The sequence below is a fragment of the Acidithiobacillus sp. AC3 genome (assembly GCF_050261095.1).
Lineage (GTDB): Bacteria > Pseudomonadota > Gammaproteobacteria > Acidithiobacillales > Acidithiobacillaceae > Igneacidithiobacillus > Igneacidithiobacillus copahuensis.
Genome location: NZ_CP189838.1, coordinates 511,829 through 533,694, shown reverse-complemented (window position 1 = coordinate 533,694; position 21,866 = coordinate 511,829). Strand labels below are relative to the sequence as shown.

The 21,866-nt window shown below is 59.0% G+C and carries 27 protein-coding genes and 1 other RNA gene; 11 read left to right on the top strand and 17 right to left on the bottom strand.

Translation table 11 applies throughout. The annotated features are described in order from the left end of the window. Nucleotides 1–10 precede the first annotated feature (10 nt). From ACQAYK_RS02725 to ACQAYK_RS02715, 3 genes are read left to right on the top strand one after another with little or no spacing between them, the layout of a single operon-like run. Nucleotides 11–670 carry a protein-L-isoaspartate O-methyltransferase family protein gene (locus ACQAYK_RS02725; protein ID WP_483167793.1) on the top strand — a complete coding sequence of 220 codons (660 nt, stop codon included), beginning with the start codon at nucleotides 11–13 and terminating at the stop codon, nucleotides 668–670. A 2-nt stretch (nucleotides 671–672) separates the two neighbouring features. Continuing rightward, entirely contained in the window at nucleotides 673–1,215 is a 543-nt protein-coding gene (locus ACQAYK_RS02720) for an isochorismatase family protein (RefSeq protein ID WP_215870887.1), read from the top strand. Nucleotides 1,216–1,222: 7 nt separating this feature from the next. Further along, the gene (locus tag ACQAYK_RS02715) at nucleotides 1,223–2,986 is read left to right on the top strand and encodes a M61 family metallopeptidase (protein WP_215870886.1); all 1,764 of its coding nucleotides are present in this window, start codon (nucleotides 1,223–1,225) and stop codon (nucleotides 2,984–2,986) included. Here ACQAYK_RS02715 and ACQAYK_RS02710 read toward each other — a convergent pair. The 5 genes from ACQAYK_RS02710 to ACQAYK_RS02690 form a co-directional block, all read right to left on the bottom strand. Beyond that, entirely contained in the window at nucleotides 2,971–3,765 is a 795-nt protein-coding gene (locus tag ACQAYK_RS02710; protein WP_215870885.1) for a TIGR00282 family metallophosphoesterase, read from the bottom strand. The genes ACQAYK_RS02715 and ACQAYK_RS02710 overlap by 16 nt on opposite strands. Next, nucleotides 3,762–4,358, bottom strand: a complete 597-nt coding sequence (locus tag ACQAYK_RS02705; protein WP_226826993.1) for a 5-formyltetrahydrofolate cyclo-ligase — start codon at nucleotides 4,356–4,358, stop codon at nucleotides 3,762–3,764. Before ACQAYK_RS02705 ends, ACQAYK_RS02710 begins: the two co-directional genes overlap by 4 nt. 4 nt (nucleotides 4,359–4,362) lie before the next feature. Beyond that, nucleotides 4,363–4,544: non-coding RNA, 6S RNA (gene ssrS, locus ACQAYK_RS02700), on the bottom strand. Nucleotides 4,545–4,552: 8 nt separating this feature from the next. Beyond that, nucleotides 4,553–4,870, bottom strand: coding sequence for a cell division protein ZapA (locus ACQAYK_RS02695; RefSeq protein ID WP_215870884.1), 318 nt, complete (start codon nucleotides 4,868–4,870; stop codon nucleotides 4,553–4,555). After that, nucleotides 4,867–5,112, bottom strand: a complete 246-nt coding sequence (locus tag ACQAYK_RS02690) for a hypothetical protein (RefSeq protein ID WP_215870883.1) — start codon at nucleotides 5,110–5,112, stop codon at nucleotides 4,867–4,869. The genes ACQAYK_RS02695 and ACQAYK_RS02690 overlap by 4 nt, the downstream gene beginning before the upstream one ends. 69 nt (nucleotides 5,113–5,181) lie before the next feature. Here ACQAYK_RS02690 and mrdA point away from each other — a divergent pair, with 69 nt between their 5' ends. Both mrdA and rpsT read left to right on the top strand, forming a co-directional pair. Further along, complete coding sequence (gene mrdA, locus ACQAYK_RS02685) at nucleotides 5,182–7,026, top strand: penicillin-binding protein 2 (RefSeq protein WP_215870882.1); 1,845 nt, start codon at nucleotides 5,182–5,184, stop codon at nucleotides 7,024–7,026. 200 nt (nucleotides 7,027–7,226) lie between these two features. Next, nucleotides 7,227–7,505: a 30S ribosomal protein S20 gene (gene rpsT / locus ACQAYK_RS02680; RefSeq protein WP_215870881.1), complete on the top strand. Its 279-nt coding sequence runs from the start codon at nucleotides 7,227–7,229 to the stop codon at nucleotides 7,503–7,505. 56 nt (nucleotides 7,506–7,561) lie between these two features. On the opposite strand, the gene ACQAYK_RS02675 is transcribed toward rpsT, so the two are convergent. From ACQAYK_RS02675 to ACQAYK_RS02665, 3 genes are all read right to left on the bottom strand, one after another. Further along, nucleotides 7,562–9,511 carry a UvrD-helicase domain-containing protein gene (locus tag ACQAYK_RS02675; protein ID WP_438266999.1) on the bottom strand — a complete coding sequence of 650 codons (1,950 nt, stop codon included), beginning with the start codon at nucleotides 9,509–9,511 and terminating at the stop codon, nucleotides 7,562–7,564. Between the two features lie 34 nt (nucleotides 9,512–9,545). Beyond that, entirely contained in the window at nucleotides 9,546–10,376 is an 831-nt protein-coding gene (gene lgt, locus ACQAYK_RS02670; protein ID WP_215870880.1) for a prolipoprotein diacylglyceryl transferase, read from the bottom strand. A 61-nt stretch (nucleotides 10,377–10,437) separates the two neighbouring features. After that, on the bottom strand, nucleotides 10,438–11,469 hold the full coding sequence (locus ACQAYK_RS02665; RefSeq protein ID WP_215870879.1) for an agmatine deiminase family protein: 1,032 nt from the start codon (nucleotides 11,467–11,469) through the stop codon (nucleotides 10,438–10,440). 84 nt (nucleotides 11,470–11,553) lie between these two features. On the opposite strand from ACQAYK_RS02665, the gene ACQAYK_RS02660 reads away from it, so the two are divergent. The 3 genes from ACQAYK_RS02660 to ACQAYK_RS02650 all read left to right on the top strand — a co-directional run bounded on the left by ACQAYK_RS02660 (nucleotide 11,554) and on the right by ACQAYK_RS02650 (nucleotide 13,350). Beyond that, entirely contained in the window at nucleotides 11,554–12,270 is a 717-nt protein-coding gene (locus ACQAYK_RS02660) for a pseudouridine synthase (protein ID WP_215885759.1), read from the top strand. Beyond that, the gene (locus ACQAYK_RS02655; RefSeq protein ID WP_215872302.1) at nucleotides 12,267–12,707 is read left to right on the top strand and encodes an NUDIX hydrolase; all 441 of its coding nucleotides are present in this window, start codon (nucleotides 12,267–12,269) and stop codon (nucleotides 12,705–12,707) included. Before ACQAYK_RS02660 ends, ACQAYK_RS02655 begins: the two co-directional genes overlap by 4 nt. An 85-nt stretch (nucleotides 12,708–12,792) precedes the next feature. After that, complete coding sequence (locus ACQAYK_RS02650; RefSeq protein WP_215872303.1) at nucleotides 12,793–13,350, top strand: RNA pyrophosphohydrolase; 558 nt, start codon at nucleotides 12,793–12,795, stop codon at nucleotides 13,348–13,350. A 49-nt stretch (nucleotides 13,351–13,399) separates the two neighbouring features. On the opposite strand, the gene ACQAYK_RS02645 is transcribed toward ACQAYK_RS02650, so the two are convergent. From ACQAYK_RS02645 to ACQAYK_RS02635, 3 genes are read right to left on the bottom strand one after another with little or no spacing between them, the layout of a single operon-like run. Continuing rightward, complete coding sequence (locus tag ACQAYK_RS02645; RefSeq protein ID WP_215872304.1) at nucleotides 13,400–13,639, bottom strand: PsiF family protein; 240 nt, start codon at nucleotides 13,637–13,639, stop codon at nucleotides 13,400–13,402. Between the two features lie 32 nt (nucleotides 13,640–13,671). Beyond that, nucleotides 13,672–14,112 (bottom strand): YidB family protein, encoded by a 441-nt coding sequence (locus ACQAYK_RS02640; protein ID WP_438267000.1) that lies wholly within the window; start codon nucleotides 14,110–14,112, stop codon nucleotides 13,672–13,674. 20 nt (nucleotides 14,113–14,132) lie between these two features. Next, the gene (locus tag ACQAYK_RS02635; protein WP_215872306.1) at nucleotides 14,133–14,405 is read right to left on the bottom strand and encodes a hypothetical protein; all 273 of its coding nucleotides are present in this window, start codon (nucleotides 14,403–14,405) and stop codon (nucleotides 14,133–14,135) included. Between the two features lie 370 nt (nucleotides 14,406–14,775). On the opposite strand from ACQAYK_RS02635, the gene ACQAYK_RS02630 reads away from it, so the two are divergent. Further along, entirely contained in the window at nucleotides 14,776–15,051 is a 276-nt protein-coding gene (locus ACQAYK_RS02630; protein WP_483167792.1) for a hypothetical protein, read from the top strand. Here the strand turns inward: ACQAYK_RS02630 and ACQAYK_RS02625 are convergent. Then, nucleotides 15,037–16,299 carry an ISNCY family transposase gene (locus ACQAYK_RS02625; RefSeq protein ID WP_483167386.1) on the bottom strand — a complete coding sequence of 421 codons (1,263 nt, stop codon included), beginning with the start codon at nucleotides 16,297–16,299 and terminating at the stop codon, nucleotides 15,037–15,039. The genes ACQAYK_RS02630 and ACQAYK_RS02625 overlap by 15 nt on opposite strands. Nucleotides 16,300–16,361: 62 nt before the next feature. Here ACQAYK_RS02625 and ACQAYK_RS02620 point away from each other — a divergent pair, with 62 nt between their 5' ends. Then, nucleotides 16,362–16,832: a hypothetical protein gene (locus ACQAYK_RS02620; protein WP_483167791.1), complete on the top strand. Its 471-nt coding sequence runs from the start codon at nucleotides 16,362–16,364 to the stop codon at nucleotides 16,830–16,832. Between the two features lie 89 nt (nucleotides 16,833–16,921). Next, nucleotides 16,922–17,323, top strand: a complete 402-nt coding sequence (locus tag ACQAYK_RS02615) for an RrF2 family transcriptional regulator (RefSeq protein ID WP_215872308.1) — start codon at nucleotides 16,922–16,924, stop codon at nucleotides 17,321–17,323. Between the two features lie 15 nt (nucleotides 17,324–17,338). Here ACQAYK_RS02615 and ychF read toward each other — a convergent pair whose 3' ends face one another. The 5 genes from ychF to ACQAYK_RS02590 all read right to left on the bottom strand — a co-directional run bounded on the left by ychF (nucleotide 17,339) and on the right by ACQAYK_RS02590 (nucleotide 21,864). Next, entirely contained in the window at nucleotides 17,339–18,430 is a 1,092-nt protein-coding gene (gene ychF, locus ACQAYK_RS02610) for a redox-regulated ATPase YchF (RefSeq protein WP_215872309.1), read from the bottom strand. A gap of 9 nt (nucleotides 18,431–18,439) precedes the next feature. Then, a complete protein-coding gene (pth, locus tag ACQAYK_RS02605) occupies nucleotides 18,440–19,009 on the bottom strand; it encodes an aminoacyl-tRNA hydrolase (protein ID WP_215872310.1) in 570 nt (189 codons plus the stop codon). Nucleotides 19,010–19,017: 8 nt separating this feature from the next. Beyond that, a complete protein-coding gene (locus ACQAYK_RS02600; protein WP_215872311.1) occupies nucleotides 19,018–19,632 on the bottom strand; it encodes a 50S ribosomal protein L25/general stress protein Ctc in 615 nt (204 codons plus the stop codon). Nucleotides 19,633–19,774: 142 nt separating this feature from the next. Beyond that, complete coding sequence (locus tag ACQAYK_RS02595) at nucleotides 19,775–20,251, bottom strand: tetratricopeptide repeat protein (RefSeq protein WP_483167790.1); 477 nt, start codon at nucleotides 20,249–20,251, stop codon at nucleotides 19,775–19,777. After that, nucleotides 20,248–21,864, bottom strand: a complete 1,617-nt coding sequence (locus tag ACQAYK_RS02590) for a peptide chain release factor 3 (RefSeq protein ID WP_215872313.1) — start codon at nucleotides 21,862–21,864, stop codon at nucleotides 20,248–20,250. Before ACQAYK_RS02590 ends, ACQAYK_RS02595 begins: the two co-directional genes overlap by 4 nt. Between the last annotated feature and the right edge of the window lie 2 nt (nucleotides 21,865–21,866).

Here is a 21,866-nt window from a genome sequence, read left to right as displayed (position 1 = left end):
GGTATTTTGGATGATTCCCATGCACTTCGACAGCCTTCGCCAAACCATGATCGACACCCAGATTCGCACTTGGGATGTTCTCGACCCGGAAGTTCTGCAAGTTCTGCAACTCGTCAAGCGGGAACAGTTCGTGCCTGCGCAGCTGCAGGAGCTCGCCTTCGCCGACTTTGAAATCCCCTTGGGGCACGGCGAACGAATGTGGACACCAAAGATGGAAGCGCGGGTTTTGCAGGAGTTGGAAATTCGCCCGCAAGACCAGATCCTCGAAGTTGGCACCGGTAGCGGCTACTTTACCGCCCTGTTGGCCAGTATGGGCAAGATCGTCCATAGCGTTGATGATCGTGCCGATTTCATTCACGCCGCCGAAGGGCGTCTGCAAATGCAGGGCGTTACCAATGTTCATCTCCATGTGGGTGATGCTGCGGGCGGCTGGACCGTATCCGGCTCCTTCGACGTTATCGTCCTGACCGGTTCTCTCCCGCAGCTTCCCAAGGCCTTTCTCGAGCAGTTAAACCCCGGCGGGCGCCTGCTGGCCATCCTCGGGGAGTCTCCGCTTTGCAAGGTGCGCCGCTATCGCCGCGGCGCCGACGGCAGCCTGGGTAGCAAGGACCTGTTTGAAACGGACATCCCCGCGCTACGCCACCCCGCCAGCAAGAAATTCCAGTTCTGAAGATGCGGGTTCGGGCAGCACGCAGCCTCGTCCTGGCCATCGACCTGCAGGACAAGCTACTGGCCATGCTGGGGGACGAACGCAAGGAAACCCTCTTGCACAACGTCCGTCGCTTCCTGAATAGTGCCAAAGCCTTGGAACTTCCCATTCTGCTCTCGGCCCAATATCCCAAGGGGCTCGGTGCGATCGATCCCAGCCTCCACGATTTCGGTCCGACGTTCGAGAAAACCGAGTTCTCCTGTCATGCCAACCCCGCCTTACGCAATGCGCTGCGTTCCCGGGTGGATCGCCGGCAGATCTGCCTGCTGGGAGTAGAAACCCACATCTGCGTGCTGCAAACGGCCCTCGACCTGCAGGCCCAGGGCTGGCAGGTGCTTGTCGCCATCGATGCGGTAGCCAGTCGCGAGCTCCGGCAGAGCGAGTGGGCACTCGAACGTCTGCGCCATGCCGGTGTCATCCTCAGCAGCACCGAATCCATCTTCTATGAATGGATGGAGGACGCCGCCGATCCACGCTTTCGCCAACTGGCGCCCGCCTGGCGCTGAGGCATTCATGAATCTGCAATACCATATCCGTCTGCAAGAAAATGCCCACCTGATTCAGGTAGATCTGCACCTTGCCGAGCCCGACCCAGACGGTCAGATTCTTGCCCTGCCCGCCTGGGTGCCCGGCAGTTATACTATCCGTGATCTCGCCCGCCACATCGTCAGCATGCGGGCAACGGCAGGCGGACGGCAATTGCCGGTGGAAAAATTCCGCAAGGATCATTGGCGCTTGGCTCCCTGTATCGGCCCGGTAACCATTTCCTATCAGGTCTATGCCTTTGACCGATCGGTGCGCACTGCCTACCTTGATGACAGGGGCGGGTTCTTCAATGGCCCGGCAGTATTTCTGCGGGTACTTAGTCAGGAGCAGCAAGAACATATCTTGCAAATCAGTGGTCCTGCCGACTGGCAATTGGCCACCAGCATGGAAGCGATCTCTGACAGCGCGTGGTCCTGGGGCGAGTTTCGCGCCCCCGACTACCGCAGCTTCTGCAATCATCCCTTGCTCTTCGGCCCCCTGCATCGGGTGGACTTCTGTGCCGGAGAATTACCTCATCACCTCGCTCTGTTGGGCCACGGCAACCCAGAGTTACTCCGCCTGGGCGAGGATCTTGCCAGAATCTGTGCCTACCAGCAGCAGTTCTGGGGCGGTAGCCCCTTCTCGCGCTATCATTTTCTGTGCATGAGTGGGCAAAACGCCTATGGTGGCCTCGAACACCAGGCATCCTCTGCACTGTTGTGCAACCGTAGTGACCTCGACGGCACGGATCCCAAAGGCTACCGTCAGTTTCTTGGCCTCGCCAGCCACGAGTATTTTCATTCCTGGCTGGTCCAGGGTATCCGTCCGGCGGCATGGAGTGACAGCTTCTGGGAAACAGAGATGATCAGTCGCGATCTCTGGGTCTTCGAGGGTATCACTTCCTACTACGACAGCCTGCTTCTGTGTCGCGCAGGCCTATGGTCTCCGGCACAATACCTCGAAGAACTGGGACAGGAAATCACTCGCCTCGCCCGGCGTCCCGGGGAAAGCTATCAGAGCCTGGCGGAATCCAGTGCCGACGCCTGGACCAAGCTCTATCATCCGCATCCATCCGCGGCCAACTTCGAGATCAGCTATTACAACAAGGGCGCCCTTGCCGCCCTCTGTCTCGATGCGCGACTGCGGCAGCGTGGCGCCAGCCTCGACGCGTTTCTGCGCCGACTCTGGCAAGACTATGGACAGAGGCAGCGGCCTCTCCCAGAAGGCGAAATTTTTACCCTCCTCGAGCCTATTTTGGGAAATACGGGGGTCGACGAAGTGCGGCAGTGGGTTACCGAAACGCAGCCCCTACCCCTGCAAGAATGTCTGCAGATTCTGGGGGTCGATCTGCACTGGCGTGCTGCCCGCGACGAGCAGGACCGTGGCGGTGTGGAGATGGACGTTCGACGCGCGGATCTCGGTGCAAACTGGAAAAAGGCAGCAATCGGCGTCGAACTGACCTTCGTGCGTGCTGGCGGAGCGGCGGAACAGGCCGGTCTTTGTCCGGGGGACCGTCTGCTGGCCCTGGACGGAGAGGAAATCCTGGCCGAGACTCTGCAGTCCCAAATCGATCGACTGACTCCAGGAATCCCTCGGCACCTGCACTTTCTGCGCGATGGCCGGATGCACGAGTGCGATTGCGTTTTGCTTGTTCCCCCGCTGGATACTGCCTATCTACAGATCGGCGCTGGCGGAGACCAGCGCTGCAGCGACTGGCTCAGTGGGGCTTCAGTAGCTCAATCCGCGGGGTAGTCCCGACGAATCCGCTCCACCTGTACTGCCTTCCCCGTCTCGGTGTCGATTTCTGCCAGTAGACCACAGAGGCTCGCCACGCCATCGACCACCGGCGCTCTGGCAGGCATGGCGTCGATGAATCGGCGCTTGGCAATTTCCCGATCCACCCCGATGATCGAATCGTAACAACCGCACATGCCGGCGTCACTTTGATAAGCCATACCCCCGGGGAACACCCGCTCGTCCGCCGTAGGAACATGGGTATGGCTACCGACCGCCATGCTGACTCTGCCGTCCAGATGCCAGGCAAGGGCATATTTTTCGCTAGTGGCCTCCGCGTGCAAATCGACGAGGATCACATCACAGCCGGCTAGTTCGTCGCCCAGGGCGACGTCCGCGGCACGGAAGGGACAATCGTAGAGCGGATGCATGAACAAGCGCCCCATGAGGTTGAGCACGCCGAGGCGCCAGCCGTTTTTTTCGATCCGCAGCGCCCCGCGACCCGGCGTACCGGGAGGTGCGTTATAAGGACGAAGCAGCCGCGCCTCCTCCACAATAAAGCTGATCGTTTCTTTTTGATCCCAAACATGATTTCCTGCGGTAACTGCATCGATGCCGCAGGCGAAAAACTCGTCCAGGATCTTGCGCGTGATTCCCGCACCACCAGCGGCATTTTCGCCATTGACCACTACCGCATCCAACACTCTTTCCGCGCGCAGATCGGCGAGCCCTCGCTGCAGGGCACGGCGTCCAGGCGCTCCCATCACATCGCCCGCAAAGAAAATTCGTACGTTCATCGTCGAAAACTCCGGTACTCTCGTTCCGTGGCAATGGCATCCAGAGGAATATCCCATGGCTCCGTCGGCAATTCTCGCACCTCCTGAAAGGCGTGGGCTACCCCCACCAGACGGGGGCGACGCCAGTGACGGCGATGCCGCAATGCTGCCAGGCTGCGATCATAGAAGCCTCCTCCCATACCCAGACGTTGGCCAGTGGTATCGAAAGCGACCAACGGCAACAACAACAGGTCCAGCTCTGCGGCAGATTTCCAGTAACGACGCGGCACCTCGGGTTCGGGGATTCCCAGACGGTTTCTGCTGAGGATTGTACCTGCGGAAAACGGCGCAAAACGGAGCTCAGTCGCGTGCAAGCCAGCCAGAACGGGGAGAAAGAACCGTTGGCGATGCGACCAGGGCAGTTGCAGGATAGGCAGGGCACCAATTTCCCCGCGCATGGGCCAATATAAAGCAACGGTACCCGCCTTGCGGAGAATTGGGGAATTTCGTAATTGCCGAAGCAGGCCACCCTCCGCCTGGCGAAGATCAGCGGCACTCAAGGACGCGCGGCGTTGCCGCATGCTACGACGAATATCGATTTTGGATGCCGACAAAGAAAAACTCCCCGCTTGGGTCGTGGCGCCCGCTATCCCACGAACCTGATGACCAGGTCGGGAGCCCGGGAATCGTATCAGGCTACTCCGCAGGGGAGCGGCACACCAACGATATGGACCAAGGCCCCCTGGATAGACAATGTTGGTTCAGGAAATATCCCGGAACCACGAGCCCCGCAGGGAGTAGTCCCAAGCTACTCCGCGCCCTGCCCCATGTCAACCAGGTTCCGCAGTCGGGCAGTCACGGTCTCCAGAGTATTCTGCGCTTGTTGCAATTCACCCTGGCTACGCTGCAGGTCAGCAGCGAGATTCAACGCAACCATGAGCAGGGCGCGCTCCCTCTGGACGCCCACGCCCTGACGCACCTTGGCGGCCTGCAAACGCTCCTGCAGCGTGACAATAGCCTGCCCGAGCAGATTCCGTTCTTCGGGCGAGCAGGTGATTTGATAGGATTGATTGAGAAACTCTGCGGCGATCAGCTCGCGCGCATCGGCGGCATTGCCCTGACTCATCGCTGATACTCTTCCCTTTCCCAGATGGAGATTTGCTCCAGTAAGCGATCCAGACGCTCGCGAATGTCTTGCTGCTGCCGACGAAGCTGCAGATTTTCTGCTTCCAGGATCTCTTTTTCCCGACGTAGCCGCGCAAGTTCGGCAATCTGCCCCACTCCCCGCACCTGGCGGCGCAGAGCGTGATAATCGAGTATCATGGCTTCGACTTGACCCAGGAGAGATTCGACCCGAGATTCCCGCACGCTTACCCCCGGCTTCCGTGTGGCAAGGAGTGTACGAAGGGCAGCAGGCATTTGCAAATCGATAACCCCATGAAAAAGACCTCCACCCCTCTTATTTCCGGGCAGTATTTTCGTAACCGGCTCGGCCTTGCTGCCATCCTGGTGCTGCTGCTGTTGCTGGTCGTGCTCGCCCGCCTGCTCGACCTGCAGGTATTGCATTATCAAAAATTCCGGCAACTGGCCCATGACAACCATGTCGCCCTGGTTCCTGTCAACCCACCCCGTGGCTTGATCCTTGCCGATCATGGCCAAATTCTTGCACAAAATCAGCCAACCTACGCGGTGGAAGTCACACCAGATCAGACCAGCGACCTGGACAGCACCCTTGATCGCCTGCAGAAGCTGCTCGATCTTTCCGACGGTGACATGGCCCGTTTCGACAAAAGCATGGCAGCCAAGGCGAGCTTTGATCCCATCATCCTCAAAGCGAATCTCAGTCCCCAGCAAGTCGCCGCCCTGGCGGTGCGCAAGGCAGATTTTCCTGGAGTGCGCGTTACCGCCCTGATGCATCGCAACTATCCCTTCGGTGCCCTTTTTTCCCACGTCGTCGGCTATGTGGGGCCGATCACCGCTGCTGATCTCAAACGGCATCAGGCAGAGAATTACCGCGGGCGGGACTACATTGGCAAGACCGGACTGGAGGGCCACTATGAGCAACGGTTGCGCGGCCAGATGGGATATCAGATCAAACAGATCAATGCCGAAGGGCTGCAGGTCGGCACGCTGGAGGAGCAAGAGCCGCTGGCTGGCGACAACCTTATGACCCATTTACGGCTACGGGTGCAGGAAGCCGCGGCAAATGCCCTCGAGAGCAACCATTATCGGGGTGCCGTCGTCGCTCTTGATCCCAACGACGGTCATGTACTCGCCATGGTCAGCAGCCCCAGTTTCGATGCCAACTGGTTTGTGGATGGCATCAGTACGGCGCACTGGCGCAGCCTCCTCGACAATCCTGGCCATCCGCTTACCGACCGCGCCGACAATGGCCTCTACCCGCCCGGCTCCTGCGCTAAACCCTTCTTCTCCATCCAGGCCATTCAGTCGGGGGTAATAGGCCCGGATTTTCAGACCTATTGTCCGGGCAATTTTCAGCTTGGCGGACACACCTACTGGGACTGGAACCGCGGTGGTTTTGGCGAAACCAATCTCACCAAGGCGCTTGCTTGGTCTGTAGATGTCTTTTATTACAAGCTGGCGGTGAAGATGGGCATCCAGTTACAGGATCAAACCCTGTGGCGCTTTGGCTTTGGCAAATCTCCCGGTATCGATTTACCGGGCGGTTTGGCGGGCTTGGTTCCCACTCCACAGTGGAAGCGGGCGCACCTGCACGCCCCTTGGTACACCGGCGATTCAGTCATTTTGGGCATCGGTCAGGGCTATCTCCTGGTTACCCCCCTGCAACTCGCGCGCGCCGTATCCGCCATCGCCAATGGCGGCTATCTGGTGCAACCACAGGTCGCCAAGGAATGGGTCAATCCCAGTACTGGAGAACGCAGTCCGATCCCCAATGCGGCACCGGAAAACCTGCATATCGACCCAGTGGCATTGCACGCCGTACGCCAGGGAATGGAGGCCTGCGTCAATACCGGCACCTGTCATACCGTCAGCATCCCCGGAATCAGCATCGCCGGCAAAACGGGTACCGCACAAATTCCCGAGGGCTACGCCCATGGACGGACGATTTACAACAACGACTCCCTGTTCATCGGCTGGGCACCAGTAGATCATCCCAAAATCGCGGTAGCCGTAGTCGTCGAGAATGGCGGGCACAATGCCTGGCAAGCCTTGCCGGTGGCCCGTGCGACCATCGCCGCTTACTTGCAGCCGGACCGTGACCCCGGCCCGCCCCCGGCGCATTTGCACCTACAGCATTGAACTCGACGCAAACCCTCACGGCTTAGAGGCTGGGCGCTTGGACAACGGATGAGTGACTTCGGCATGGTGCTTGCGACCCAAGGCCCCGATCACTTTGAGGATGGTGTCGAAGCCGCCTTGACTTTGCTGGTGAAACTGCGCAGAATCCGTCTATCTGTCGCCCCAGTAAAGGGGTCTTTGCATGTATCAGGAGTGGTAGCGTGGCGAATTCGGCTCAGGCGCGCAAGCGCGCAATTCAGAATCAAAAGCGGCGACTGCACAACGACAGTCTGCATTCCCGTATGCGCACGTACGTGAAGCACGTGCTGCGCGCCGTCCGCGAGGGCAACCAGGAACAGGCTCGCAGTGCGTTGCACACGGCTGAGTCGATCATCGACAAGACCGCCAGCAAGGGCGTCATCCATCGTAACGCCGCAGCGCGCACCAAGAGCCGTCTGTCGGCACGGGTGAAAGCAATGGGAGAACAGGCTAGCGCCTGATCGTCTCCTGCAGCGAGCGAGACAAGAGGCCAGTCATCCGACTGGCCTTTCGCTTTTCAGCTGTCGAGCAGGGCGCGCAGGCGCGCGAAGGCGTCCTCGGTTTCCTCCGGGGCATCGGCGGTACTCGCACTACGCTGCCAATCCAGATGCTCGGCGGGGATCTCTTGCAAAAATCGTGATGGTTCGGGATTCAGCATTTCACCATAGCGTTTGCGCTTCTGGCAAAAACTGAGCTGCAAACGAAAGCGTGCCCTGGTCATTCCCACATAGAACAAACGACGCTCCTCGGCGATCTGCGCGGGCGTCTCGCTATTGCGATGCGGTAACAACTCCTCTTCCAGCCCTACCAGAAATACCTGCGGAAATTCCAGTCCCTTGGCCGCATGCAGGGTCGACAAGCGCACGACGTCACGATCGTCGTCCTCTTCCCTCTCCAGCATGGTGTAGAGCATGAGACGTTGCAGTAGCTCGCCGAGATCTTTGGGACCGTCCTCCTGCTCCAGCAACCGGCCCATCCAGTCCAGCAGTTCCTGCAGATTCTCCCAACGGCGACGGGCACCACGCTCATCGCCCTCATCCAGCAGATATTGCCAGTAGCCAATCTCTTCCGGAATGCTCTGCAGGACGGGAAGCAATTCCGCACTGCGCTGTGCTTCATCATTTTTCTGATTGATCCAGTTGGCGAAATCTTCCAGGGCGTTGCGGCTGCGCGCCGGCAACTCCAGCTCTTCGCTAAAGATGCTGGCGAAGAAAGACTGCCCTTGGGCCCGCGCATGTTGCCCCAGGTATTCCAGAGTTTGACTGCCGATTCCCCGGCGCGGCGTGTTCACGGCGCGCAGCAGCGCTGGATCGTCGTCGGGATTGTGGATCAAGCGACAGTAGGCGAGAAAATCCTTAATTTCCGCACGCTCGAAAAACGAGATTCCGCCGGAGACCTGATAGGGAATCCGCGCAGCGCGCAAGGCCGCTTCCAACGGGCGGGACTGATGATTGCTACGGTACAGCACCGCGTAGTCACGATACGCTCCATCCCGTTGAAAGCGGTCCCGCAGGATGGCGTTCGCCACCCTCTCGGCCTCATCGCTCTCCTCTGCACAGGCATGTACCTGTATGCGCTCGCCCTCCCCCAGATCCGACCATAATCGTTTTTCGAATAAATGCTCGTTCTGCGCGATAACGGCATTGGCAGCCCGTAGAATACGCGCAGTAGAACGATAATTTTGCTCCAGCTTGATCACTTTTAGGGTGGGGAAATCTTCCGCCAGACGATGCAGATTGTCCGCAGCGGCGCCACGCCAGGAGTAGATGCTCTGATCATCGTCTCCCACCGCCGTCAGGTTCTGGCGCTGCTGCAAGAGCACGCGCAGGAGACGATATTGCGCGCCATTGCTGTCTTGATATTCGTCCACCAACAGGTAGCGAAGGCGATCCTGCCAATAGGCACGCGCTGCCTCGTCGGTGCTGAGGATACGGGTGGGCAGCAGAATTAGATCGTCCAGATCCACCGCATTACAGGCGTGCAAGGACTTGTTGTACTCGGGGTAGAGCGCTTGCGCCAGGGCACCGATCTGATCATCGGCTACGACTTCTTCCGGCGCAAGACCATCGTTCTTGAAGCGCGAGATGCGCGACTGGATCGCCTCGGCAAGATCCGCTGCGCCGTTGCTCTCGCGCAGCAAGCCACGTACGACGGCCAGACTGTCGCCGGGATCAATGACGCTGAAGGCTGGCCCATAGCCCAGGCGTGGCAGCTCCCGGCGCAGAATCTGCAGGCCCAGACGATGAAAGGTCGAGACCAGCAAGCCCCGTCCGGTCCGGCCCTCCAGACGCTGGGAAATCCGCGCTTTCATCTCGCGTGCCGCTTTGTTGGTGAAGGTAACCGCGGCGATGTGCTGCGCTGCAACCTGCTCATTCTGAATCAGATGGATGATCTTTTGGGTGATCACCCGGGTCTTTCCCGAGCCCGCGCCGGCGAGTACCAGCAATGGCCCATGCACATGGCGCACCGCCTCCCATTGCGGCGCATTGAGATCAGGACAGTTACTCAGCCTGGGCCTCCAGCGCCGCCAAAGATTGCTCCTCCTGCTTGGCAAAGCCACCGCGATAGGCCCACCAGATGATGACCGGCCCGAGAATGATCATCGGAATGGAGAGGACTTGCCCCATGGTCAGGGGACCCAGGACAAAGCCCAACTGAATATCCGGTTGCCGCACGAATTCGACCAGAAAGCGGAACACGCCGTAGCCGAAGACAAAGAGTCCACCCACCGCACCGATGGGACGCGGACGCCGACTATAGATGGCGAGAATCAAAAAGAGTAGGACTCCTTCGAGAAGGAATTCATAAATCTGCGAGGGCTGGCGCGGCTGCGGTCCCCCGGCCGGAAAGACCATCGCCCAGGGCAGATGGCTCACCCGACCAAAGAGCTGATCGTTGATGAAGTTGGCAATGCGGCCGAGACCCAAACCGATGGGAACTGCCGGGGCGATAAAATCAAGAGTGGGCAAGAAGTCATGCTCCGGTTTGCCTTTCGCGAAAAGCCAGCAGGCCAACACCACACCAAGCAGGCCGCCGTGGAAGGACATACCGCCATCCCAGATATACAGCATGTGCAAAGGATGCTGCACATAGTAGGGAAGATTGTACCAGAGCACATAACCCACGCGGCCGCCAAGGATGGCGCCAATCGCCACAAAAAACTCCAGATCGACCACCTCGGATTTTTTCCAGGGCGTATGGCTGCGGCGTCCGCGGCGAATGAGCCACAGAGTAGCGATGACAAAGCTGATGATTTCCAGCAGGCCATACCAATGGATGGTAATCGGCCCCAACTGGAAACCCATGGGATTGATATTGGGATAGTGCAGCATGAAACTCCCCCTAGCGATGGTCCACGATGGCCACCCGGTAGCATTCTGTCAAGGCAGCCCCTCAGGCAGGAATCTGCATGGTCACACAATGCAGACTGCCATGCTGGCGCGCCAGCTCCAGACAGGGAAGCAGGACGATTTCCCGGTCCGGAAATGCGGCCGCCAGCCGCTCCGCAGCTACCGCATCGGCGGGATCATCATAGCCTGGCAACAAGACAGCACCATTGATGATCAGAAAATTGGCATAGCTCAGGGGCAGTCGCTCACCCTCTTCATCATAGCGGGCCGCTGGCCAAGGCAACGGAATCAGGTGATAGGGGCGGCCGTCGATTTGCGGGAATCCTGCCAGTTCCGCCGCCATCTGCTGCAGGGGGGCAAAATGATCGTCCAGGGGGTCGTCGCAGGACTGATAGGCAATGACCCCCGCGCTGCAGAAGCGCGCCAGGGTGTCCACATGGGCATCGGTATCATCGCCCTGCAGGTAACCGGACTGCAGCCAGAATACGCGCTCGACACCAAGGAGGACACAGAGCTGGCTGCTGATTTCTTCTCGGGACCATTGCGGATTGCGATTGGGCGACAGCAGACAGGCGTCCGTAGTCAGCAGGGTACCCTGGCCGTCGCTATCGATGCTGCCGCCCTCCAGGACCATGCCCAGGGTCTGCAAAGGCAGATCACCATAGGCTCCCGCAGCATGCAGGCGGCGTGTCAATTGATTATCGAGATCGGCGGCAAATTTCAGTCCCCAGGCATTGAAGGCAAAGTCCAGCAGTCGACGGCGCCCATCCGGGTGCCGCAGGGTAATGGGGCCATGATCTCGCGCCCAGGAATCGTTGCTGGGACCCCGATGAAAATGGCAACGCGCCAGATCAGCGCCGGCGGCGCGCAACTGTCGTTCACATTCCCGCTGGCTGGCCTCATCGTGCAGCGCTATCAGTAGATCTTCCCGCTGGCTGATGGCCGCACCGATAGCGGCAAAGACTGGCAAGACTTGCTGCAGCCGTGACGCCCAATCCGTTGCCGGATGCGGCCAGGTCAATTGCACCGCCTGCTGTGCTGCCCACTCTGCGGGCAAGGTAAAGCCCTCAGCCATGATCGCTCCCCAGTGATACGTCAGTCCGCATTGTAAGTCCTGGCAACGCTTCCGTCACCGCCTTCGGGCGGCTACACTCTACCGATGACTGCCAGACAAGAGCGCCTTGACCACCTTCTTTCCCGGCTCGGCTACTGCAGCCGCTCGGAGGTACGCGACTGGCTACGCGAGGATCGCATCCAGGTCGCCGGTGTAGCGGATAAACTGCGATCAGGCAGCAAGGTCAATCCCGACCAGGTCCGCGTCGATGGCGAGGCCATCGATCCGGCAGGCCCTCTCTATCTGCTCTACCACAAGGATCTGGGCACGGTCTGTGCCCACGATGATCCGCGCAGCATCTATGATGACCTGCCGATGCGTTGGCGCTATCGCCGCCCGGTCCTGAGCAGTGCCGGGCGCCTCGATCGCGACACCAGTGGCTTGCTGCTACTGAGTGACGACGGACAATGGCTGCACCGCTGGAGTCACGCGCGCCACGCGATTCCCCGTCACTACCAGGTGCAGTTGGCGGAGCCATTGCAGGACGATGCCGAGCAGATTCTTGCCAGCGGCAAGCTGCTTCTGGAGGGCGAAAGCGTACCTTGCAAAGCGGCGCAGGTACAGAGACTGGGCGAGCGGGAAATCCGCCTGACCCTACAGGAAGGGCGCTACCACGAGGTGCGCCGCATGATGGCTGCTTTGGGCAATCACGTACAAACATTGCACCGCGAGGGCTTTGGCCCCTTCACTCTGGGCGATCTGCCGCCTGGTACCTGGCGCTTCTTGCAGGAAGCCGAAATCCAGCAGGAAGCTGCCGCATGAGATGGAGCCCGCATGTCACCGTTGCCGCCGTCACCTGTGATGCCCACGGGCGTTTCCTTCTCGTCGAAGAGCTCATCGATGGCCAGCCCTGCCTCAATCAGCCTGCCGGCCACTGGGAAAAAGGGGAAAGTCTGACCGAGGCGGTCATCCGTGAAACCCTCGAAGAGACTGGTTATGATTTTGTCCCGGAAGCCATTTTGGGCATTTACCACTGGCAACATCCGCGCAAAGACCTTACCTATCTCCGCATTGCCTTCGTCGGCCACGCCAGCGGGCATAATCCACTGGCTCCTCTGGATGTCGGCATCATTGGCCCGCGTTGGTTGCGGCCAGAGGAGCTCTCGGCGGCACGGCTCCGTACGGTAATGGTAGAGCAATGCATTCACGATTTTCTTGCTGGACAACGCTTTTCCCTCGACCTCCTGCACTCGCTGTAAAATGCAAATTTGCCGCCCGCAAGCGCCCATGACCTCTACCCAGAATTTTGTTACAGTGAGATAAATTCTGTAGAGAGACACAGCGATGATCGACGCAGACGGCTATCGCCCCAACGTGGGCATGATCATTTGCAACCAAGACAATCAAGTACTCTGGGCGAAAAGAGTGGGTGAAAATGCCTGGCAGTTTCCCCAGGGCGGTATCGATGGCACCGAAAGCCCCGAACAGGCGGTATTCCGTGAGCTCCTGGAAGAGGTCGGCACCAACAAGGTGTGTATTTTGGGTCGCACCCGGGGCTGGCTACGCTACGACGTGCCCAATGCGCGGAACCGCAACCGGCAACGGCGCTATCGCGGACAAAAACAGATTTGGTTTTTATTGCGCTTTGAGGGCAGCGAAGCGGAAATCAACCTGCAGACCGCGCACCCAGAATTTGAAGACTGGCAGTGGGTGGATTATTGGCGTCCGGCAGCAGAAATCATCGCCTTCAAGCGCCGCGTTTACTGCCTGGCCCTGCAGGAGCTGGCGCCACTGATCGGCGCGCCACCGGCGCCCTTCCCCGTTCCAGAACGGGGCAATCCGCTGCCACATCGCGGAAACCGTTACCCACAACGTCGTCGACACTCCAGTAGCGCAACGTAAAAAGGCTGGCCGCGCTGCGGCCAGCCCTTCTTTTCTGCACGAACCTGGATTACTTCTTCTTCAGGCAGCTGCTCATGAAGGACTTGCGCTGCTCGCCTTTCATACCCTTCGCACGGGCATTGCAGGTCTTCATCTTTTCCTGCTGTGCGGTAAGCTTGCGTGGAGCTTTGTGCTGCTCTACCTTCTTCTCCATCTTCATCGGCGCGGCCGGTGCAGCGGTTTCCGCAAAAGCGGCGCCAGATAGCAGGAATGACACGGCAACACAGGACGCCAATACTTTTTTCAACATGGTGTTCTCCTTTGGTTTGAGTACAGCAGTGACTACAACAACCCTTTCAAACTTTGCAGGGCTTGATCCAGACCTCCTGCATCCGGAGCCTCACCCCCCGGCGTCAAACGATCGATGATCCCTGGGAGGGCTTGACTCAATCCCTGCGTGAGGGCTTGCGGATCCATACCGATTGTGCTAGCGATGTTTTGAATCCGATCACTGCCAATAGCGGATTCAATCTGATCCGCGCTGATCGGCTGATTCTGTCCATTGGATATCCACGAATCGACAACGGAACCCAGTCCGTTATCGCGCAGCTGTTGCAGCGTGCCGCTCACACCGCCGGGCTGACTCTGCAAAAAGCGAACTGCAGAGCCCAAAAAACCACCTTGATCGGCGCCAAAAGCCGCCATGCCACTGGATACCACATCATCAAATAGGCCCATGTTTCCCCTCCCGTTTTCGCATGTCCGAACCGGAAAATACCTCAGGATATCAGGCTATTCAAGGATCAGCGTGGAATACTGCGCCGCTTACGCACTTCCACGGTGACGGATCGTGTACTCGAACGCGAACTTGGCTGAGTAGTGGCCGGACGCGCCGACTCCTCCGGGATAGGCAGATCTTTTGGGTACCAGAACTGCGGTCTACCCGTCTGATCGATATTTTCGGCGGGCACAGGCTCAATGGAGCGCCGAGGAACGCGCTGTTCCGTTCCAGTTTCCTGCTCCCGCGCACGCTTGCGCTCTGGGGTGATACCATACTGCGGTGCAACGATGGGCATAACGCTCCCTGCTCGGTCATTTCTGACATACTTGCTCAACGAGGGGACCTTCCGAGTCACCCTCTACCAGGATGACTCTAGCATAGTTTGCTGGAAAGAAAAAGAAATATCAGGCAGTTCCGGAGGCAAAGAGGAGACGACCCGCCCGACTCCGGCGGGTCAAGACGCAGGAAAATCTCTTAATAAGATAATGTTAATGTAATAATACGTAAATTTAACCACTAACTTTCAATAAGAAAGGTTATAGGATAATCAGAAAAATAAAAAAATAATAGTTGCTTTGCGATTTCTATTTGACTATAAAACAGATGAAAGAATGCTTTTTATCATTCTTTCAAATTTTCGGGACAGGAATAAAGGAGGTCCACCTATGAATACACAAACACTCGGGCGGGAAGATCGTATGACCCTATTCTCCTGGCAACTGCTTTTTGCCCGGGGTGTCGCCGCACTAGCTTTCGTCATCGCCGCGTTGCTGGATTTCGGTGCCACCATGACTCTGCTCATCTGGTTTTTTGCTATCTATGTCTTCTTTGATGGCGGCTACTCCGCAATCCGCTGTCAAGGCACATTAGAAATGTCCGGTGTTGGGCAAGATAGAGATGTCCGGTTTCCTGGGTGTTGGTTTCTTTCAAGGACAATCTGAGGTGGGGTAACGACGCCAAGGGTGGTCGGCAGCAGGTCGGGATTTTTCGGACCAGCGGCGGGACGCCAGGATCGTGTCGACACGTGCGTTGAGGCCTTTGTCATCGACAGGACGAGGGATTTCCTGGGCGGGATCGAAGACCTTGTAGGGCAAGACTGCCTGGGCGGCTACTAGTTCTACTTGCCCGTTGGCATGGACCACGACATCGACTTTCCGTCCGCGCAGTGCATAACGTGGGGCACCACCGGTCTGGATGATGTAGCGTTGTCTCTGGAAAGACAGCACCAAGTCTTTGGATAGGGTACGGCGGTGGTGGATGGCGCAGATCCGGGCGAGAGTTTCTGGACTTCCATCATAGGGTTGGTGGGCGTCCTCGTCGTCGCATGCCGCCACGGCAAAGCGCGCATTGTGTTGCTGCAGGTACTGGGGGAGCCAAGCGTTGGCGGTATCCTGATCGCTGATACCCTTCAGGCGCAAGGCCTTGACCAGGCGATCCTGAAGCGTTTGGAACAGGCGTTCTACCCGACCTTTGGCCTGTGGGCTCAAGGCCTGGATGGTGGCAATTCCCAAGGCTTCGGTGGCACGCTGAAACTGCGTGGGTTCGTTGTCTTCTGGGTTGTGTTTGGTGAAGATGCTGTGCCGATCGCTGTAGAGCGCCACGGGGCAGCCATGAGTCGTGACGTAGGTCTGTAGGGCGGACAGGTAGGCCTGACTGCTTTCTACCGGCGCAAAACGGGCATACAAGACCCGACTGGTGGCATCGTCAATGAAGGCGATCAGGGTGCAGCGCGGCCCACGGCCTTCGAACCAATCGTGGGGACTGCCATCGATCTGGATCAATTCCCCCAGTCGCGCTCGGCGCGGCCTGGGTGGGTGCAGGCGCGTGCGCCGCTTGCGCTGGGCTTGCCACAGGCCCGCAGCGATCATCCAGCGACGCAGCGTCTCCTTCGATACGGTATAGCCATCTGCGCGCAGATATTCCGCTGCCAAGGTGGGGCCAAAGTCCGCATAGCGTGCCCGCACCTGCGCCAGGATGCCCTCCCGGACCGTCGTCTCTACCCTTCGGTTGGAGGGTCTGCCACGGCGTCGACTGATCAATGCCCGTGCCCCTTCCCGCTCAACCCCGCGCTGCAAGCGCCGAATCTGCCGCTCCGACAAGCCTAATGCCAGCGCTGCCTGCCCCTGACTTCGGCTCCCATCGATCACCTGCTGCAGCACCGCAAACCGCTTGAGCTCCCGCTCGCTCATCTCTATCCGCTCCTGCGTCATTCGTCCTTGCCTCTCTACTCTTCCAGGCGGACATTTCTAACGTGCCGAAAGCGGACATTACTAATTTGCTGCTACACTACTCCGCAATCCGCCTGGCACAAAAAGGCTCTGGTACCTGCCCGCGGGTACTGATTGCCTTGAAGGCCATCGTTGGCGTCGCTGCCGGCATCGCCGTTATCATTCTGGCCACGCAGGGCAACATGGTATTTACGCTGTTGACCGTATTTGCCTGGGTCGCCATTGTGGGCGTGCTGGAAGGAATCTGGGTGATCCGCAACGTCCAGAACAAGGAAATGGTCTTGATCATTGGATCTTCCGCCTATCTCGCCCTGGCCATTTGTCTGCAGGTAATTTTTGCCGTCGCTCCACAGGCAGGCTCGGGCATCTACAACTGGATCGTCATCGGCTTCTCAGCGGCTTTTTCGGCAGCCATGCTGGGCATGAGCTGGGCGATGCGCCGTAATGCCCTGCGCACCAGTGGAAGTAAGCCTTCCACCGTTGTCGCCCATTAGATTCATTACCAAGATTTCCTGTTCCATCGGCGTGAGGAAGTGCTGAGGCGCTTCCTCCTTGTTAACGGCCACCCAACGACCGACTACAAATGTTCAACAAAAATACCGAATGTGCCCTCCGCTGTTTGCTGTTCCTTGCGGAGCAGGGAATCGGAGTACCGATTCTCTGTCGCGACATTGCGCACGCCGTAGGGGTTTCGGAGCCCTGCGTGGCAAGCGTATTGCGGATTTTAGCCAAACGCGGCGTATTGGAATCTCTCAAGGGCAAGGGAGGCGGCTTTGCGTTGCGGCCTGAGGCTGCAAGCCTGAGCGCCTATGACATTCTGCAAGCGGTAAGCACCGCCCCAGAAAAACAGGTGCACTGCATTCTTGGACAAAAAGTGTGTTCTGACCTCCACCCCTGCCCGCTGCACACTGCGTGGATGGAACTGCAGGAACAACAGAACAATCTGCTCAGGGGATTCTGCTTGGCCAGTCTGATTCCGTCCTGATGGACAACAGAAGTGTCACACATTGAATAGAAAGTTCATCACGTCACCGTCGTGCACGACATAGTCCTTGCCTTCGGCGCGCAGTTTACCAGACTCTTTGGCGCCCGCCTCACCGCGATAGCGAATGTAATCTTCGTAAGAGATCGTCTGCGCCCGAATAAAACCGCGCTCGAAGTCGCTGTGAATGACCCCTGCCGCCTGGGGCGCAGTGGCCCCTACCGGGATCGTCCAGGCACGCACTTCCTTTTCGCCGGCGGTGAAATAGGTCTGCAGACCCAGAAGCTGATAGGCAGCGCGGATGATCCGGTTGAGTCCTGGCTCGTGTAACCCGAGGTCTTGCAAAAATGCGAGCTGTTCTTCCGGCTCCAACTCCGCCAGCTCGGCCTCGATAGCGGCACAAACTGGTACCACCCGCGCGCCCCGTTCCCCCGCCCATGCCTCCAAAGGTGCGCGCCACGGGCCGTCTTCGAGCTCGTTCTCCGCCACATTGGCGATGACCATCAAGGGCTTCAGGGTGAGCAGAAAGAGTCCGCGCAGCACTTGGCGTTCCTCTACCGTCAGCGGCGCGCTTTGTGCCGGCTTGCCGGCGTTCAGGTGCGGCTGCAGCTTGTTCATGGCAGCAAGCTCGGCAAGCGCCTCTTTATTCCCGCCCTTGGCTTGCCGCGTCACGCGCGCCTGTGCCTTTTCCAGGCTAGCCAAGTCCGCCAGGATCAGCTCCGTCATGACGGTTTCCAGGTCAGCAACGGGATCGACCTGTCCATTCACATGCACCACATTCGGATCGACAAAACACCGGGTCACCAGGGCGATGGCGTCGGTCTCGCGAATGTGGGCGAGAAATTGATTACCGAGACCCTCTCCCTGGGCGGCACCAGCCACCAACCCGGCGATATCGACAAACTCCATCACCGCCGGCACGACCTTCTGCGGATGAACGATTTCCGCCAGGGCCAGCAAGCGCGGATCCGGAACACTGACCAGCCCCACATTGGGTTCAATGGTACAGAAGGGATAGTTTTCTGCCGCAATCCCCGCCTTGGTGATGGCGTTGAAAAGGGTGGATTTACCAACGTTGGGCAGGCCAACAATGCCGCAAGCCAAACTCATGGAGGGCTCCTATTCGCTGTGCAGGGTCTTCATGGCGGCATCCGCCCGCCCGGCGAGAAAATCATCCAGAACACCCAGACTGCGGTCGATGGCGGCATGGATTTCCGCTTCTTCCGTAGCTCCAGGGCGTGCTAGCACGTATCCCACGACCCGATCCTTGTGGCCGGGATGCCCAATGCCAATGCGCAGGCGCCAGTAGTCCCGCGTCCCCAGGGCGCGATCGAGATCACGCAGGCCATTGTGCCCACCGTGGCCACCAGACCATTTGAAACGGGCCACACCGGGAGGAAGGTCGAGTTCGTCGTGCACCACGAGGATACGCGCAGGCGGAATCTTAAAGAAGGCGGCAGCAGCCTGCACCGGCGCTCCGGAACGATTCATGAAGTCCTGCGGCTGCAACACGAGTAGATCATAGCCGCCGATCGCGAACCGGGCAAGCTCCGTCTTCCAGGCCTTTTCCAGGCGCCAAGAAGCTTGGTGACGCTGGGCCAGCTCCTGCACAAAGCAAAAACCCGCGTTGTGGCGGGTTTTTGCATAGTCCGGACCGGGATTACCCAGACCGGCGATCAACCAGTCCATGAAGCGGGTTACTCCGCCGCAGCGCCTTCTTCTTCACTGGCCGCCCCATGGGGGGCATGGATCGACACCACTTCCTTGTCATCCCCATGCTTGAGCGCAACCAGCACGACATTGGCCGGCACTTTGAGGTTGGACAAATGGATACTTTCGCCCACTTGCAGCTCGCGCACATCCACTTCAATGGCCTCTGGCAGCTTGCCGACCGGGGCCTGAATCTCGACTTCCGTCAGCGCACGATGCAGCAGACCGCCTCCCATCTTCACTCCTACGGCGTTTTGTTCGTTGAGCAGGTGCACAGGCACATTCAAGGTCACCAGCTCACCTTGGTGCACACGCATGAAGTCCACATGAAGGATCTCATCCTTGTAGGGGTGCATTTGCAGGTCGCGAATCAGCACGCTTTCCTTGCGGACACCCAGGTCCAGGGTAACGACGTTGCTGTACACCTGCTCATTGCCAAGAAACTTATAGGCGGCAAAGACGTCCAGGCTAATGGATTCCGCCGGCTTGCCGTCGCCATAAACGACCGCCGGGATCCGGCCCGCGCGGCGCAAGCGTCGACTGTTACGACGGCCTTCTTCCTTGCGTGGCTCGGCAGCAAGGACAAAATTTGCTTCGGTCATTGATGATTACTCCTTCTATTGCGTTATCACGAGCGGGGCGAGGGACGACCGTGCCTTTCTCCCCTGAATGAGGCGCAAACTATACGAGGATCAAGACCCTGGCGCAAGGCGGGGATACGCCCTCTCCCCGGGGCGGAATCAGTCACTCCAGGCCGGGGGGAGGACCCGTGACGGAATCCCGGGGATATGCCTTGCCCGTACCGAGGGCCTCGGCACGGCCGGCCGGCACACCGACCTCTCGCGCCGCCTGGGTCATCAGGCGCCGATAATAATACCGTGCCAGTACCGGATTTTTGCTGACGCCCAGCCCCTTTTCATAGGCCAGGCCGAGGTCGAAATCGGCCTTCGCCACCCCCAGGTCGGAGGCGATGCGATACCAATGCAGGGCCTGGTCCCAGCTCTTGGACACCGTGCGTTCCTGTTTGCAAATGGGTGGCGCGTAGAGCGTACCCAAAAAAAACGCCGCCTCGGCATGGCCGTTGCGTGCCGCTCGCTGCAGTTGCGCCAGGGCCTGCGAGTCCTGCTCCGCCTGATTACGCAGGGCTTCCCAATCCTGCGCGAAGGCTGGCAGCGCAAGAAAGGCGGCAACCAGGGCAAGGGCACGGAGGGGCAATCTCATGCGCCGGCATGCTCGCGAGTGGCATGGAAGATGATCTCTGGCCAGCGCTCCTGGGTAAGTTCCAGATTCACCCGTGACGGCGCAAGATAGGCAAGACGATTGCCGGCGTCTTCCGCCAGATGTTCTTCCAGCTTGCGGCTGAATTCCGCCAGACGCTTGGCATCCGCGCATTCCACCCAACGCGCGGTCTGCACGTTCACCGGTTCAAAGCTGGCCTCGACGGCATATTCGCTTTTCAGCCGCTCCGCCACCACATCAAACTGCAAGACCCCGACCGCGCCGAGGATGAGATCCCCACCCTGCAATGGACGAAAAACCTGGGTTGCGCCCTCCTCCGCCAACTGCTGCAGACCTTTCTGCAACTGTTTGGCCTTGAGGGGGTTGCGCAAACGCACGCGGCGGAACAGTTCCGGGGCAAAGTACGGGATGCCGGTAAATTGCAGGTCTTCGCCCATGCTGAAGCTGTCACCGATCTGGATGCTGCCGTGGTTGTGCAGACCGATGATATCCCCGGCATAGGCGTCTTCCACCAGTTCACGCTCACGCGCCAGGAAGGTGATGGGATTGTGAATCTGGATCTCTCGCCCCAGGCGCAGGTGACGCACGCGCATGCCGCGCTGAAAGTGCCCGGAACAGATGCGCAGAAACGCGACCCGATCGCGATGCTGCGGGTCCATATTGGCCTGGATCTTGAAGACGAAACCCGAGAACTTTTCTTCATCGGGCTCGACACAGCGGCTCGTGGCGGGCCTGGGAAGCGGTCCCGGAGCCCAGTCGATGAGTGCCTGCAACAATTCGCGCACGCCAAAGTTATTGATTGCTGAGCCAAAAAAGACCGGCGTTTGCTTGCCCGCAAGAAACGCATCCAGGTCGAAGGGATTGGCGGCGGCACGCAACAGCTCGATCTCGTCACGCAAGTCCGCCATTTCCTCGGGAAAACGACGGTCCACTTCCGGATTATCGAGACCGGAGATGATCTCCAATTCCTGCTCGCGACTCTCCTGTCCTGGGGTAAAGACCAGCATCTCGTCGCGCAACAGGTGATAGACGCCACGAAAGCGCTTACCCATACCCACCGGCCAGGTGACCGGCGCGCAGGCAATGCCGAGCACCGATTCGACTTCATCCATCAGCTCGGTGGGGTCGCGGCTTTCGCGATCGAATTTATTCATGAAGGTGATGATGGGGGTATCCCGCAGACGGCAGACCTCCAGCAGCTTGATGGTCTGCGCCTCGACGCCGTTGGCGGCGTCGATGACCATCAGTGCCGAATCCACTGCCGTCAACACCCGATAGGTATCTTCGGAGAAGTCCTGGTGACCTGGCGTGTCGAGCAGATTGATCACGTGATCGGCATACTCGAACTGCATCACCGAACTGGCCACCGAGATGCCACGGCTCTTCTCAATCGCCATCCAGTCGCTAGTGGCGTGACGACTGCTTTTACGCGCCTTTACCGTCCCTGCCATCTGGATGGCCCCACCAAAGAGCAGTAGCTTCTCCGTCAGGGTCGTCTTACCGGCATCCGGGTGCGAAATAATGGCAAAGGTGCGGCGGCGACGAATCTCGTCCAAGCTGTGGGGGCGCGACAGCGCCTCGGCATTTTCCGACATTT

What these genes read in the sequence shown, in the direction of transcription:
- ACQAYK_RS02635 (WP_215872306.1), bottom strand. Translation starts at nt 14,405, where the DNA reads ATGCCCATCGTTGCACCGCAGTATGGTATCACCCCAGAGCGCAAGCGT.
- ACQAYK_RS02630 (WP_483167792.1), top strand. Translation starts at nt 14,776, where the DNA reads ATGAATACACAAACACTCGGGCGGGAAGATCGTATGACCCTATTCTCC.
- ACQAYK_RS02725 (WP_483167793.1), top strand. Translation starts at nt 11, where the DNA reads ATGATTCCCATGCACTTCGACAGCCTTCGCCAAACCATGATCGACACC.
- ACQAYK_RS02595 (WP_483167790.1), bottom strand. Translation starts at nt 20,251, where the DNA reads ATGAGATTGCCCCTCCGTGCCCTTGCCCTGGTTGCCGCCTTTCTTGCG.
- ACQAYK_RS02590 (WP_215872313.1), bottom strand. Translation starts at nt 21,864, where the DNA reads ATGTCGGAAAATGCCGAGGCGCTGTCGCGCCCCCACAGCTTGGACGAG.
- ACQAYK_RS02625 (WP_483167386.1), bottom strand. Translation starts at nt 16,299, where the DNA reads ATGAGCGAGCGGGAGCTCAAGCGGTTTGCGGTGCTGCAGCAGGTGATC.
- ACQAYK_RS02720 (WP_215870887.1), top strand. Translation starts at nt 673, where the DNA reads ATGCGGGTTCGGGCAGCACGCAGCCTCGTCCTGGCCATCGACCTGCAG.
- ACQAYK_RS02660 (WP_215885759.1), top strand. Translation starts at nt 11,554, where the DNA reads ATGACTGCCAGACAAGAGCGCCTTGACCACCTTCTTTCCCGGCTCGGC.
- ACQAYK_RS02715 (WP_215870886.1), top strand. Translation starts at nt 1,223, where the DNA reads ATGAATCTGCAATACCATATCCGTCTGCAAGAAAATGCCCACCTGATT.
- ACQAYK_RS02645 (WP_215872304.1), bottom strand. Translation starts at nt 13,639, where the DNA reads ATGTTGAAAAAAGTATTGGCGTCCTGTGTTGCCGTGTCATTCCTGCTA.
- pth (WP_215872310.1), bottom strand. Translation starts at nt 19,009, where the DNA reads ATGGACTGGTTGATCGCCGGTCTGGGTAATCCCGGTCCGGACTATGCA.
- ACQAYK_RS02650 (WP_215872303.1), top strand. Translation starts at nt 12,793, where the DNA reads ATGATCGACGCAGACGGCTATCGCCCCAACGTGGGCATGATCATTTGC.
- ychF (WP_215872309.1), bottom strand. Translation starts at nt 18,430, where the DNA reads ATGAGTTTGGCTTGCGGCATTGTTGGCCTGCCCAACGTTGGTAAATCC.
- ACQAYK_RS02695 (WP_215870884.1), bottom strand. Translation starts at nt 4,870, where the DNA reads ATGAGTCAGGGCAATGCCGCCGATGCGCGCGAGCTGATCGCCGCAGAG.
- lgt (WP_215870880.1), bottom strand. Translation starts at nt 10,376, where the DNA reads ATGCTGCACTATCCCAATATCAATCCCATGGGTTTCCAGTTGGGGCCG.
- ACQAYK_RS02710 (WP_215870885.1), bottom strand. Translation starts at nt 3,765, where the DNA reads ATGAACGTACGAATTTTCTTTGCGGGCGATGTGATGGGAGCGCCTGGA.
- ACQAYK_RS02655 (WP_215872302.1), top strand. Translation starts at nt 12,267, where the DNA reads ATGAGATGGAGCCCGCATGTCACCGTTGCCGCCGTCACCTGTGATGCC.
- ACQAYK_RS02615 (WP_215872308.1), top strand. Translation starts at nt 16,922, where the DNA reads ATGTTCAACAAAAATACCGAATGTGCCCTCCGCTGTTTGCTGTTCCTT.
- ACQAYK_RS02665 (WP_215870879.1), bottom strand. Translation starts at nt 11,469, where the DNA reads ATGGCTGAGGGCTTTACCTTGCCCGCAGAGTGGGCAGCACAGCAGGCG.
- mrdA (WP_215870882.1), top strand. Translation starts at nt 5,182, where the DNA reads ATGAAAAAGACCTCCACCCCTCTTATTTCCGGGCAGTATTTTCGTAAC.
- ACQAYK_RS02600 (WP_215872311.1), bottom strand. Translation starts at nt 19,632, where the DNA reads ATGACCGAAGCAAATTTTGTCCTTGCTGCCGAGCCACGCAAGGAAGAA.